The organism is Amycolatopsis marina, from assembly GCF_900111885.1.
GTDB lineage: Bacteria > Actinomycetota > Actinomycetes > Mycobacteriales > Pseudonocardiaceae > Amycolatopsis > Amycolatopsis marina.
The window spans coordinates 47,446-59,827 of record NZ_FOKG01000018.1; the positions used below are offsets into that span (position 1 = coordinate 47,446).

At 66.4% G+C, this 12,382-nt stretch carries 13 protein-coding genes and 1 pseudogene; 4 read left to right on the forward strand and 10 right to left on the reverse strand.

The window, feature by feature from the left end; translation table 11 throughout:
* The first annotated feature begins 8 nt into the window (after positions 1-8).
* Positions 9-1,370: an FAD/NAD(P)-binding protein gene (locus BM199_RS25105; protein WP_091676204.1), complete on the forward strand. Its 1,362-nt coding sequence runs from the start codon at positions 9-11 to the stop codon at positions 1,368-1,370.
* Positions 1,371-1,663: 293 nt separating this feature from the next.
* Here the strand turns inward: BM199_RS25105 and BM199_RS25110 are convergent, their stop codons facing one another.
* Positions 1,664-2,812, reverse strand: a complete 1,149-nt coding sequence (locus tag BM199_RS25110) for a hypothetical protein (protein ID WP_091676206.1) — start codon at positions 2,810-2,812, stop codon at positions 1,664-1,666.
* Positions 2,813-3,022: 210 nt separating this feature from the next.
* On the opposite strand from BM199_RS25110, the gene BM199_RS25115 reads away from it, so the two are divergent.
* The 3 genes from BM199_RS25115 (at position 3,023) to BM199_RS25125 (ending at position 6,353) form a co-directional block, all read left to right on the forward strand.
* On the forward strand, positions 3,023-4,159 hold the full coding sequence (locus tag BM199_RS25115) for a tyrosine-type recombinase/integrase (protein ID WP_091676208.1): 1,137 nt from the start codon (positions 3,023-3,025) through the stop codon (positions 4,157-4,159).
* Positions 4,160-4,302: 143 nt separating this feature from the next.
* Positions 4,303-4,791, forward strand: a complete 489-nt coding sequence (locus BM199_RS25120) for a MarR family winged helix-turn-helix transcriptional regulator (protein WP_091676210.1) — start codon at positions 4,303-4,305, stop codon at positions 4,789-4,791.
* A 74-nt stretch (positions 4,792-4,865) separates the two neighbouring features.
* Positions 4,866-6,353: a DHA2 family efflux MFS transporter permease subunit gene (locus tag BM199_RS25125; RefSeq protein WP_091676213.1), complete on the forward strand. Its 1,488-nt coding sequence runs from the start codon at positions 4,866-4,868 to the stop codon at positions 6,351-6,353.
* Positions 6,354-6,680: 327 nt separating this feature from the next.
* On the opposite strand, the gene BM199_RS25130 is transcribed toward BM199_RS25125, so the two are convergent.
* The 9 genes and pseudogenes from BM199_RS25130 to BM199_RS25170 form a co-directional block, all read right to left on the reverse strand.
* On the reverse strand, positions 6,681-7,382 hold the full coding sequence (locus BM199_RS25130) for a hypothetical protein (protein ID WP_218160435.1): 702 nt from the start codon (positions 7,380-7,382) through the stop codon (positions 6,681-6,683).
* A 178-nt stretch (positions 7,383-7,560) separates the two neighbouring features.
* A pseudogene (locus tag BM199_RS25135) lies at positions 7,561-8,109 on the reverse strand (cutinase family protein); the annotation flags it as partial.
* 59 nt (positions 8,110-8,168) lie between these two features.
* Complete coding sequence (locus BM199_RS25140; RefSeq protein ID WP_091676218.1) at positions 8,169-8,864, reverse strand: TioE family transcriptional regulator; 696 nt, start codon at positions 8,862-8,864, stop codon at positions 8,169-8,171.
* A gap of 76 nt (positions 8,865-8,940) precedes the next feature.
* Positions 8,941-9,243, reverse strand: coding sequence for a putative quinol monooxygenase (locus tag BM199_RS25145; protein WP_091676220.1), 303 nt, complete (start codon positions 9,241-9,243; stop codon positions 8,941-8,943).
* A 189-nt stretch (positions 9,244-9,432) separates the two neighbouring features.
* Positions 9,433-10,002, reverse strand: a complete 570-nt coding sequence (locus tag BM199_RS25150; RefSeq protein ID WP_091676424.1) for a DinB family protein — start codon at positions 10,000-10,002, stop codon at positions 9,433-9,435.
* 264 nt (positions 10,003-10,266) lie between these two features.
* Positions 10,267-11,145, reverse strand: coding sequence for a phosphotransferase family protein (locus BM199_RS25155; RefSeq protein WP_245788659.1), 879 nt, complete (start codon positions 11,143-11,145; stop codon positions 10,267-10,269).
* Complete coding sequence (locus tag BM199_RS25160; protein WP_091676223.1) at positions 11,142-11,633, reverse strand: glycine-rich domain-containing protein; 492 nt, start codon at positions 11,631-11,633, stop codon at positions 11,142-11,144. Before BM199_RS25160 ends, BM199_RS25155 begins: the two co-directional genes overlap by 4 nt.
* 194 nt (positions 11,634-11,827) lie before the next feature.
* Positions 11,828-12,067, reverse strand: a complete 240-nt coding sequence (locus tag BM199_RS25165) for a hypothetical protein (protein WP_091676226.1) — start codon at positions 12,065-12,067, stop codon at positions 11,828-11,830.
* The gene (locus BM199_RS25170; protein WP_143101917.1) at positions 12,064-12,348 is read right to left on the reverse strand and encodes a hypothetical protein; all 285 of its coding nucleotides are present in this window, start codon (positions 12,346-12,348) and stop codon (positions 12,064-12,066) included. The genes BM199_RS25165 and BM199_RS25170 overlap by 4 nt, the downstream gene beginning before the upstream one ends.
* Positions 12,349-12,382 lie beyond the last annotated feature (34 nt).

Sequence of the window (12,382 nt, forward strand, 5' to 3'; positions counted from 1 at the left end):
TGACTGCCATGGAAATCGGAATCATCGGGGCCGGCGCAGCGGGTGTGAGCCTGCTCGATGCCCTGTCTCTGACCGAACCGCCGCCGAGCGGTGTCACCGTGTTCGAAGGCTCGTCGTGCTTGTGGCGCGGGCGGGCGTACCAACCCGACGTGGACGCGGTGCGGGTGAACGCGCCGCCAGCGCTCATGTCCATCCGGCACGATGACCAACTGCACTACACGCGCTGGCTTGCCGAGCATGACGGTCATCTGGACACTTTGCTGGGAGTGCCGATCGTGCCGCGTGCGGTCTACGGCGAATACCTCGAGGCCACGGCAATGGCTGCGATCTCGCGGTTGCGGCACCGCGGTTGTCATGTCAGCGTGATCAATGACTGGGTGACCGGGTACTCGCCGCTGCTCACCCGCACCGGCGGCACGCACACGCTGGATCACGCCGTGCTGTGCGTGGGCGGGGGGCGTCCATTGGATCACTACGGGCTGGAGGGCAGCCCCGGTTTCGTGCTCGAGCCATACCCGCTCGCGCGCACCCTGTACGGCGTTCCGGACGGAAGCCATGTCGTGGTGATCGGCAGCGGGTTGACGGCGGTCGACATCGTCGCCGCACTCGCGGCCAACGGACACAGTGGACCGATAACCTTGCTGTCGCGCCAGGGAGTCCTGCCGTACGTGCAGCAGACGCCCGTCAAGCTCGAGTTTCGGCACCTGACGCGCGAGAACCTGCCGGACACCTTCGCCGGTCTCGTGGCCGCGATGCGGGCGGAGTTGGGCGAGGACCTCGCACCGCTCGCCGCCGAGATCACTGGCGCCGAGGACGCGGTCGAGCGGCTCCGCCGCCAGCTGTCCGAGGTCGACTCCCCGCATCCGGGACGCCGGATGCTGTCGGCGGCCGTGCACATGTTCGGTCCGGTCGTCTGGCCGCGGCTCCCCGCTGGCGAGCGGACCGTGCTGCGGACACAGCACTTCCGCACGATCACCAGCCTGGCCTCCCCCATGGTCCCGGGCAACGCCGAGATCCTGTTGCGGCTGTTCGACTCCGGCCAGCTGCGGCTCATGTCCGGTGTGCCGAAGATCGAGCCCGCCATGCGGGGGTTCCGCGTGCGCGGGGCCCGTGAACTGTCGGCGGATGTCGTGCTGAACGCGGTCAACCCGCCCGCCCACGCGATTCCAGCCCGCACCGAGCCGCTGGTGAGCTCGCTGCTCGACGCGGGCGTCATCACCCTGCCGGCGACCGGTGGGGTGTCGTTGCGGTCCGGCGGGGTGCACACGCTCGGTGGTATCACGGCCAGCACGTCGTTCATCACCCCGAGCGTGCCGACGCTAGCGGCCGGTGCCAGTGCGGTGGCGGCGGAGATCACGTCCGGTCGTTGAACTCGGCTCCGCCGGGAACGCAGCGAGCCGGTCACTCTCCTCGCCCGAGCAGTACGGCGCCGAATCGGCGACGCCGTCCCTTACCACCGCAACGGCCACACGGCCGCCAGTACCGCCCGGTCGGCGAGGCCAGCTTTCCGCCAGTGCAGCCGCCACATTTCGTGTAAGGCCACAGCGAAGACGTCAGCAAATACAGGCCGACTAGGCCAAGGAGCAATAGCACCAGGTTCATGTTCATCCGAAAGATGATGCTCCGCAGCTATGACAAAACGGACCGTCGAGGGGCGCTGGAATCAAACTGTGGTCTCCGGGCCGCCCGGATGGCGCAAATCACCGGGCTCGGGTACGTCACCCGCCTGGTCGAGCAGGGATCGGAGCCTGCTGTGCAGCGACTCGGTGGGATGGTCGAGGAGGTCTGTCAGCGCGGACCGCCAGCCCGTCAGTGTCGCGGTGGCCGTCGTTGAGCGTTCCCGTGTCGCTCCGAGTTCGCCGCTGAGCTCGGCGATGCGCTCGTGCAGCGCCGCGAGCTCGTCGGCGTGCGTGCGCGACAGCTCGCTTCGTTCGATGTCCCACCGGCCGCGGAGTTGGTCCAGTTCCGCTCGAAACGTGCCGTGGGCCTTTCGTTCTTGGGCGAGCTGCGCACGTGTGTCGTCCCGGTCGGATTCCAGACGGCGCAGCAGGTCCTGGTGGTGATTCTGCTGCGTGCGCAGGTCCGCCTGGTGCTGCTCCCGCAACTCGCGCACCGTCTCCTCGTGTCGTTGCCGGTTGGCCACGATGTGCTCGTCTAGCAGGTGCAGCCGGGTCTGTAGCTGTGAGTGTTCGGCGCGCAGGTCCGCCAATTCGCCGGCGACGAGTGCCGCCCGCTCCTCGGCGGCACCTTTGTCCTCCAGCGCACTCTGCCGCGCGCCATCCGCCCTCGCTCGGGCGATCTCGGCGTCCCGCGCGGCGTCCCGGGCTCGAGCTGCCTCTCGTTCGGCCTGCGCGCGGTGTTCCCGGTCTTCCGCCGCCGCGCGCTCGGCTGCCTGCACACGGAGTCGGTCCTGTTCCGCGGCTTCCTGCGCCTCCTGCTGGGCAAGTCGCGCGGCCGCCGCCTCTTCTCGCGCCCTGGCCGTTTCGGCCACCGCCGAGGTGTCGAGGGTGGCAAACCTTTCCTGTAGCGCCGCCACGGCTGCGAGCAGGGGAGTGGTGTGCTCGCTGAAGACCGTCTCCGCTTCCTGCCGCAGGAGGCGCAGCTCGTCGAGCACCGGGCCCGCTGTCGTCTCGGCGAGTTGGCGCCGTTGCCGGGATGCCTGGTCGGCGTGCGCCTTCGAGCAGTACTTCTTTCCACCTTTCCGGTTCGGCGGGATCGGCGCGGAGCAGCCCTCCAGCAGGCAGATCGGCGATATTTCCTCGCTGGTCTCCGGTGGAGATGGCACCGTGACAGGCGGGGCGTCTTCGGTCATGGCCTGAGCCTACTTGTCGCGTGCACGCGACGCGAGTTATTTACTCGCGTCGCGTAACGCGAGCAATAGTCCCCAAAGATTACGGGTGATAATGACTGTTATCACCCGTTCTTCAAGTAGGATCATCGGGAGCGAGCCGGGCGACGGGGTACGCGAGTACCGCCAGCGAGAGGCCGTGTGGAGGACCGTCGAAAACTGGGAGATCGTCACGTGACGTTTTACGGCGAGGGCAAGGACACCGGACGTGAACTGCAGCCGATGGCCGTCGGCCGGACTCAGGCGGCAGGTGTCGACGCCGGTGCGGCGGCCGAGCTTCTGCGTCTCGACGGCACCTCGGCGGTGCAACTGCTGCCCGCGTTGCCGCCACCGGACCGCTCGGACCGGTACCACCCGCGCGCACTGACCGTGCTCTGGCTTGTCGACGCCTCCGCCAACACCCGCCGCGGTTACTTTCGAGATCTCGCTGATTGGCTGGCGCACTGCGAGCGCAATGACCTCGATCCGCTCCAGGCGCGCCGACCGGACGTGGACGCCTGGAAAGCAGGCATGACGATCACCCGGCGCAGGCGTGACCCGGCGACGGGAACGACCAGTGAAACCAGTGAGTCAGCCGCTCCGGCGACCGTGTGCCGACGGCTGGCCGCGGTGTCGAGTTGGTACGAGTACCTGATCGGCAGCGACCTCGCCGTGCGCAATCCGGTCCGGGGAACGTCTCGGCCGAAGCCACCGGACTTCTCGCCGCTGCCCGCGTTGGCCACCGAACAGGTGGGGCGCTTCCTGGCCTTCCTGGACGAACGCGCGGTCACGCTCGCGACCGAGGTGCCGTTGCGCGAGGCCGCGCAGTTCCGGCTCATGTTCACCACTGGACTGCGGGTGGCGGCGGCGACATCAGTTCGGTTCGGCGATCTGACCGAGGAGGCCGGCCGGGCGGCGTTGCGATACACGAAGAAGGGTGGCCAGAGCGATCTTGTTCCCTTGCCGGACGCCGTACTGCGAGCCTGCGAGCGGTACTGGAGTGTGCGTGCCGTTCGCGAGGGCGTCGCACGCAATGATCTGTCCGGGCCGTTGTTCGTCTCGTTGCGGGGGAGCGCGTTGAAGCAGCGGGACCTGGATCGGCGCATCAGAGCGTTGTCGGTGGCGGCCGGACTGCCGGAGCTGACCGCGCACTCGACCCGGCGTTCGGCGGCTGAGGTGGCGTTGGCAGGCGGTGCGACGATCGAACAGATCCAGGACCTGCTCGGCCTTGCCGACATCCGGATCGCCCGCCGGTACGCCGCGAACAGCTACAAGATCACCGGCAGCCCCGCCTACACGATCGCGGACGCACTCGGTAGCGACAGGAACTGATCAGGTCGCACGAAGTCACTTTTTGACGACCTCGACGGCGAGGCGGTGTTCCGGGGGCCAGGGTGCCGCCACTTCGCCTGCACTGCTCGCCGACCAGTTATCTGCGGATTATCCCGAGCCGGATCAGTGGCTAGACTGATCACATGACAGTCATGACCGCCTCGAACACCGCGCCGGACCTGTCGTTCCTCCTGGATCACTCCAGTCACGTCCTGCGCACGCAGATGGCGGCCGCTCTCGGGGAGATCGGGCTGACGGCCCGTATGCACTGTGTGCTGGTCCATGCTTTGGCGGAGGAGCGCACCCAGATCCAGCTCGCCGAGATCGGCGATATGGACAAGACCACGATGGTCGTCACGGTCGACGCACTGGAGAAGGCGGGACTGGCCGAACGCCGGCCGTCCAGTACCGACCGCCGCGCACGAATCATCGCGGTCACCGAGGAAGGGGCGAAGGTCGCGAAACGAAGCCAGGCGATCGCCGACCGCGTGCACCGTTCTGCGCTCGACGCGATTCCCGAGGACGAACGCAGCGTGTTCCTGCGGGCCATGAACCGTTTGGTGGAGGGGCATCTGCGCACGCCAGCAGAAGCGCCGCCAACCGCCCGCCGCGCACGGCAACGCGCCACCTAGTTCCAAGCTAGAACGTCTACAACGGAACTATCTGCTACGGTCTCTCTTGTTGCTTCGTGAACAGGAGAGAGCCCATGCCGCACCCCGCGTCCGCACGTCCGGCCACTCGCGCCGACACACCGTCGTCCCGATGGCTTGCCCTCGTGGTGCTGTCCGCCGCGATGCTGATGACGATCCTCGACGGCAGCATCGTGACGGTCGCGCTGCCGGCCATCCAACAGGATTTGGCCTTCTCGTCCTCCGGGCTCAGCTGGACGGTCAACGCCTATCTGATCGCATTCGGTGGACTCCTGCTCCTGGCAGGACGACTGGGGGACCTGATCGGCCGCAAGATCATGTTCCTGGCTGGGAGCGTCGTCTTCACCGCAGCCTCGCTGCTGGCAGGCATCGCGAACAGTCCTGGCCTTCTGATCGGTGCCCGGTTCCTGCAGGGCATCGGCAGCGCCATGGCGTCCGCGGTCGTGCTGGGCATCCTGGTGACCCTGTTCACCGAGCCGCGGGAACGCGCCAAGGCGATCGGGGTCTTCAGCTTCACCGGCGCCGCGGGAGCATCCATCGGCCAGGTCCTCGGCGGAGTACTCACTGACGCGCTCAGCTGGCACTGGATCTTCTTCATCAACCTGCCGATCGGGGCCGCGACCGTCGCGCTGGCGATCTGGATACTGCCGAACGAACGGGGGATAGGACTCGGCGCAGGCGCCGATATCCTCGGCGCGGTGCTCGTCACCAGTGGTCTGATGCTCGGTATCTACGCTGTCGTGAAGATCGAGCAGTACGGCTGGTTCGCGGCACACACACTCGTAGTCGGCGCGCTGTCGCTCACCCTGCTCGCCGCGTTCGTCGTCCGGCAGGCGACCGCACGGACACCGCTGATGCCACTGCGGATCTTCCGATCCCGCAACGTCTCCGGCGCCAATCTGGTGCAGATCCTGACGCTGTCGGCGATGTTCGCGTTCCAGATCATCGTCGCGCTCTACATGCAGAAGGTTCTCGGCTACAGCGCGCTCGACACCGGCCTGGCCATGCTTCCCGCCGCGATGGCCATCGGCGGCGTGTCGTTGTTCGTCTCCGCCCGCCTCAACTCGCGGTTCGGTCCCCGCGCGGTCCTGTTGGCCGGTTTGCTCCTGCTGTTCGGGGCGATGCGGTGGCTCACCCGGATCCCGGTCAACGCGAACTACGTCAGCGATCTGCTCCCGGCAATGCTGCTCATCGCAGGCGGAGGACTGGTGCTCCCCGCGCTCACCACGCTCGCCATGTCCAGCGCCAGGGCCGACGACGCTGGACTGGCGTCCGGACTGTTCAACACCACCCAGCAGATCGGCATGGCGATCGGACTCGCGGTGCTGTCCACGCTGGCCGTCGCCCGTACCGAGGGCCTGCGGGCCATCGGTACGAACGAAGCCGTGGCACTCACCGCCGGCTACCGGCTGGCCTTCGAGATCGCCAGTGGACTGCTCGTGGCCGCATTCGTCGTCGCGCTGATGCTGCTTCGCCGACTCACGCCCCAGGCCGTCGTCAACGAGACAGCGATATCGGACAGACCCGGACCGCAGACTGCCTGATCAGCCGGCCGTTCCCCGGAAGGAAACCGATCCACATGAGCGACACCGGTCCAGCTCCCCGAATCCTCAACGAACCGAACTGGCCAGACTGCGCGAGGAGCCGCAGTTCGGTGTGCTCGCGGCGGTGAAGCGGAGCAGCCACCCACATCTGTCCACCGTCCTGGACGGCTGGCCGACACGACGTGATGACCAATCCGCGCCCGGGATTCCCCCCAACTCCACCCATTGCGATAAGTACAAGTGACTGGGCGACGCCGGGCCCGACCACTGGCGGCCCATCGGCGAGTCGAGACCGCCCACCATGATCAACGAAGGGAACGCACTGTGTCACACACATGCCTGGACGCTGCCCTGGAACACAACCACGCCTTTACAAGGACGCGGACATGAGCGCTGTCTATGCGTTCCCACCCAAGTTGTTCGCCTTCTTCGCGGAGCTGCCCCGGTGGGCTTCCCCTCACTCCTCGGGCAACCCGCCGCGAACAGGATGTTCCGTCCGAGGGCGAGTTCGACCGCCGAGGCGACGAATCCGAGCGCCATGGGCGGGCTGGAGTTGCGCAGCATCAACCCAGCGGTCCGCAGTCGCGTGACATCGACCGCGACCTCTTTGTCGTGCGCCTGCAACGCGGAGTACAGCAGGAACGCATCCGCCTTGACGAAGGTCCGATGGCGCGCCGCAGGATTCCTGCGGAGGAATTCCTGCCGGGGATTCCGCGAGCGCCATCGGGGCAGCAGTCGCTCGGCCCGCGCGCCGAGCGGATACGCCAGGTAGCCGAGCAGATAGCTGGCCAGCACGATGCCGATCACCAGCAGCACCAGCGGCCCACCGCCGAGCGCACCGAGGTCGATCCAGTGCAACCGGCCGGCAAGGTAGGCAAAAGCCGACAGATACAACGCACCAGGAATGGTGTAGGTGAACAGGTCGAACAACCCGACAGCAAAGGTCACCACAGGACCCAATGCCGAATCCTGTCTCTGCGCTACCTCCGACCGGGTGACGACGGTGCCCCTGGCCGCGGCCGGGGGCACCGATCTGCTCCTCGACGTCCGCTCACCAGGGCTGCCAGGTGCCGTTGTACCACTGCTCGTGAGCGGTGTCGTTGTGATGATTGACGTTGAAGTCTTCGGGATAGTTGTGCATATGGTTGTGCGGGTACGTCCAAATTCCGGCGGACTCGTCGCAGACGTAGTCCCAGTGGCAGATTGACTTCACGGGCACGTTTCCGAAGTTCCGGTCGGCGCCGGCGAGCGGAGCGCCGACGACACCGCCGAACGGGACGCTCCCGCCGTTCGCGCCAGGAGGTGCCTGGCGTTTGGGGTCCGAGATGAGAACGGCGTTGACGTTGCCGAACGTCGCCCAGTTCTCAGTAACCCAGATATGCACCACCGCAGCACCCAAGGAATATCCGACCGCCTTGACGTGCTGGCCGGGGCAGATGTTGCGCTGGTCTCGGACCAGTCGGTTCAGCTCGTTGACTCCCGCCCGGGCGCTCGCCCCGTTGGGGATCTGGGTCGGGTAGCCCACATGCTGCTGAATGTCGCCGACGAAACCGTCGTTGTCCCAACTGCTGCCGGTCCCGCCGACCACAATCGTGTAGGTGCCCACGCACGGCGCCGCCGCCTGCGCATTCGGTGTTCCCGCAAGGGAAATCCCCGTTGTCAGCAGAAGACCGGCCAGCAGTCCCGCGGTCCTTCGCTTGCTCATTCCTACCTCCCCGTTCGGATGGCGTTCGCGACCGCATCCAAGGCGGCACATCGCTCGGCCAAGATCACCGGGGACGCTATCGGTGACCGATGAAATCCTGATGACACGAGCTATGCCTGATCAAGCAGGGTGAGGTAGGCGTCAAGCTGGGCCGCTCCGGCGAGCAGGTTGCGGCTACGGGTGGTCAGCCGGCCCTGCCAGGAGTCGAGAAAGTCGCTCAGCGCGTCCGCCCCGCCCGCCGCGTGCAGCGACTCGATGAACTGCGCGACCTTGCGCAGCAAGTACCCGCCCCGGCGCAGTTGCCGGGTGATCTCGGCGTCGCGCACGCAGTCCGGTCCGTATTCGCGGTACCCGGTTACCGGGTTGCGTTCGGGGCGCAGAATGCCCTCGGCTTCCCAGGTCCGCAGCGTCGCCGGGTGCACGCCGAGCCGACGCGCGAGTTCGCCCACGGTCAGCGGTCCACCGTTGACCGTGGTGGGAGTCGTGGTGGACAGGTTGCCGAGAGTCGACGCGGACTTGGCACGGGTGTCGCGTTCGGTGAGCAGCGCGACGTGCGCGGCGTCGATGAGCCGGTAGGCGGACTCGGTGTCACCCCGGTTGGTCGCGCGCATGATCTCCACGGCCTGCTGGTGCCCGTGGCCCAGGCGCAACGCGAGGAAGGTGCGTAGCGCCTGTGCGTGCAGCGGTGTGTAACGCCGGTAGCCGGTCTCGCTGCGCTCGGTCGGCGGGAGAACTCCGGCGTCGTCGTAGTTGCGGATCGCCTGGGCGGACAACCCGTGTTCCCGGGCGAGGTCGATGGGTCGCAGCGTGTACCTCCGTTTGAGGCTTCACCCTAGTGATTTCCCGGCGACCGATCGTGCTTGGCCAAGCGGCCGGCCTGGTTCATACCGTGGCTTCCCCGATCAGGGACCGCACACCAGCGACGTCGTACTCGGCTACCGAAGCCGAGAGTATTGCGGTGCTCTGCTCGTCGCTGGGGCCGCTGCCACGGAAGTTCTCGACGTCCGCTCGCGACTCCCAGCGCTCATAGATGTTGATGCGGCCGGGGACGACCAGGTCAGCGGTGATGGCGAAGTCGAGGCAGCCAACCGTCCCGCGTGCTTGTTCGACCACGCTCACGCATCCCGCGAGATAGGACTCGCGTTGCTGGGGTTCGACGATGATGTGTCCTGCAACGATGACCATCTGAGCGCTCCTTCTGGCATCGGCCCGTTGTCTCTGCTGTGGCGCCCGTGGGCGCTTGTCCCTCCTGTGCAGACAGTTCGGGAAAACGAAAGTCATCGGTGAATCGCCGACGTGACCCCGATCGTGAAGAGCAGCGCGATCGGGGTCCGCACGGTCTCATCGTCTGCGACGCTGAGGACCGGCAAGTCCTCAGGTCGCCGTCCGTCCGTCGAGCGTCTCCCGCAGTATGTCGGCGTGGCCCGCATGCTGGGCGGTCTCGGCGATGACGTGCATCAGCACCCTGCGCACGGTGAACACCATCCCCGACTCGTGCCAGGGAGCCTCCGGCAACGGGTGGGCAACCGAGAGATCTGGAACGGCGGCAACGATCTCCTCGGTCCGGGCGGCCACCTGCTCGTAGCGTGCGAGGATGCCGGTCAGCGTCTCGCCGGGCTGCATCTGGAAGTCGTTCTGGTGGTCGATCAGCCACTGCGGGAACTCACGCGCGGTCCCGGCCATGATGTCGTCCCAGGTGACACCGTCGGGCAGGTCGTAGCTCAGCGCCGACGGGCCGTCGACCACGAAGCGCAGCCACGATTCCTCGGTCGAGGCCACGTGCTTGATCAATCCGCCGAGGCACAACGCGCTGACTGTGGGGTGCTCGCCGAGTTGCCCGTCGCTGAGCCCGCGGACGGTGTTGGTGAGGGTGGACCGCGCGGTCGCGAGCGCGTCGAGCAGGTCGGTCCGCTCGGCGTCGAGGGTGGACGGTGGTGTGGTCATGGCGGTCACGGTGATCGGCCCTTCCGGTCGTTCTCGTTGGCTGACCGGTCAAGAGTCGCAGGGAATGCGGCCAGGACGTGTCCGCCTTTCGGCGGCGCTGAAACTGGGATGCTGGTCGGCGGGCGGACCGTGGACTGGCGGCAGGTCGCCAGCACATCCTCGGGCCAGCGAGGTCGGAGGAATGCGCGGGCGTGCTCGTGTGTGCCTAGGTTCGTACCGGGTGCAACGCGAGAGACTCACAATGCAGCCGGTACTTGCGCTCCACTACCTCGCTAATCGGTAACGGGCGTACCGCGTGGCAGCGTTGCTCAGCCGCGTAGCGCCGGGGAACGGGGCCGTGGCTGCGCGGTAGCCCCATAGCCCTGCCACATAGCAGGCGAACGCTGTGACTGCCTTGTCCGATCCCGTGGACCAACGCGGTACCGACGCCGCCCACTCCTCGGCTTCTCTTGGGCCGAAGCCTGCCGCGACAAGTCGCACGACAAGAAAAGCGGTGTCTATCCACGCAGCCCCCGAAGCCGGGCGTCCCCAATCGATCACACGTACCGGCGAGCCGTCCTTGATCATGAACTGGTGCTCGTGGAGATCGGTGTGCAGCAGAGCTTCCCCTTCGACCAGTTGCGGGGCTGCGAGACACCACTCGGTCAACTCGACGACGTCCAGATCAACGACCCTTTCCGGAGCCTCGGCCGCGAATTTAGTCCACCAGTCCGCGGAGGCCCACCGCTTGCTGAGCGGTTGAGTGTCACCGCCGGGGAGGCTGTTCAGTTTGGCCAGCATCTCCCGCACGACGGCGAGATCGGCAGAGCCCGGCGACAGGTCGGCGGGACGCCCTTCGACGTACTCGAAGCCGACGACAAGCCATGGGACATCCGCATCCACGTCTTCGCTAAAACGGGTCGCCGGAGCAAGCCCGGGAGCGAGATCTCCGGCTTCAGCTTCATTCCGGAGCCAACGCATTCGCGAACTGACTTCCCTGACCCCCTTTAGGAAGACGTCGCCCTCCTCGCTGCGCAGAACGAGAGCAAGGTTGCAGTTCTGTCCTTGTTCCACGGGCCGCACCACGGTAACCGTGTCGAGGTGCTTCCGGACCGCCTCGTGCACAGCGTCGGGCAGTTCATCCCACTGAAAGCGCGTGATCACGCCGGGACCGTATCAGTGCGAACAGGGTGGTGATGACATCCTGTGTCGCCACTGGAGTGAGTGCACCCTTGCGTGCACTGGTTGCACTTCGCGGATGCCGTCCAGAGTGTGAGATCAACGGCATACCCTGCCTCTCGAACGGCTTTCATGGTGACATTCAACGGGTCCACAGGAGTCCGGGTTACCGGGATCGCCCTGGTGTCGGTCGGGTCGTGGTGGATGAAACGGCCCGCGATGCGGTCGCAGAAAGCTGCGTACTCGCGTGTGTAGAGGATGAACGTATGCCACCCGATATCGATAGCGTCGCTGGGCGACAGCGGCTCTGTGGAATTGGCACAGGCGGCCAGGAAAGCAAGTGCCTGGTCCATGATCCTCGCGGCCTGTTCGCGGGAGTTCTTGCGCTCCTTGACGATCCGGTTCACGAGCCTGCTGAACAGCTCTTCCGACACGAGGCCCTGTCCAGTGAGTTCTTCGCCGGTGATAGCCATGTCTCGCTGCCTTTCGTGTTGACCTGCTTTTGCCGCCCCACGTTGGAACGTGGAGGTCCGGTTGACGCGTCGCGAGAGGGCTCCGCGTCACATCGATCGGGGCTGTTGACCGAGCCGTTTCGTCAACTTGCCGGCGCGCTCGTGAGTACGCGGCGGACGATGTTGGCCTGGCGCGTGATGCTCGCGCGGCCCGGTTACCTGATCGACTGTTCGTCGATGACGTCTCGCCACCTCGTGCCGAGCACGCGGCCGTCGAGGGCAACGGCGTAGGCGAGGACGTCGGCGGACAGCCCCTCGAGATATCGGCCGAGCTCGCAAAGCCGGAGAACACGTGTCCTGTTGTCTGGAGCGTTCATCGCCTCGATCATCACCTCGCCAATGCACTTGTTGGCCTTGGCGACCCGCATCATGAGGTCGTGGTCGATGGCGATCATGCTCGCGCTCGCTGGTAGTTCGTGTCGGTGAGCAGGTCGCTGATCGACTGCCGGATCGCCTCGAGCAACTTGGGCGCTGCGACGAACGACACCAGCGTCGGCTCGCTCTGGCCATCGGTCTGCAACGCAAGCTGTAGACCGTCGCGGGTATGGAGGATCCCGAACTCGACCGGTACCTGTCGCCCGTCCTTGCAGTTCACACACCAGACCAAGTGCTTCCTGCGCCATTCGTAGCTGGGATCGGCGGGGCTGCCGATCACACTCCCGTTGCCGTCTGTCATGACTTCGACGCTATGGGCGATCATCGATCGGGGT

Bases quoted from the DNA above. Each gene is read 5' to 3' on its own strand.
- BM199_RS25125 (WP_091676213.1), top strand. From the start codon at position 4,866: ATGCCGCACCCCGCGTCCGCACGTCCGGCCACTCGCGCCGACACACCG.
- BM199_RS25105 (WP_091676204.1), top strand. From the start codon at position 9: ATGGAAATCGGAATCATCGGGGCCGGCGCAGCGGGTGTGAGCCTGCTC.
- BM199_RS25165 (WP_091676226.1), bottom strand. From the start codon at position 12,067: ATGATCGCCATCGACCACGACCTCATGATGCGGGTCGCCAAGGCCAAC.
- BM199_RS25160 (WP_091676223.1), bottom strand. From the start codon at position 11,633: ATGGCTATCACCGGCGAAGAACTCACTGGACAGGGCCTCGTGTCGGAA.
- BM199_RS25145 (WP_091676220.1), bottom strand. From the start codon at position 9,243: ATGGTCATCGTTGCAGGACACATCATCGTCGAACCCCAGCAACGCGAG.
- BM199_RS25170 (WP_143101917.1), bottom strand. From the start codon at position 12,348: ATGACAGACGGCAACGGGAGTGTGATCGGCAGCCCCGCCGATCCCAGC.
- BM199_RS25120 (WP_091676210.1), top strand. From the start codon at position 4,303: ATGACAGTCATGACCGCCTCGAACACCGCGCCGGACCTGTCGTTCCTC.
- BM199_RS25110 (WP_091676206.1), bottom strand. From the start codon at position 2,812: ATGACCGAAGACGCCCCGCCTGTCACGGTGCCATCTCCACCGGAGACC.
- BM199_RS25150 (WP_091676424.1), bottom strand. From the start codon at position 10,002: ATGACCACACCACCGTCCACCCTCGACGCCGAGCGGACCGACCTGCTC.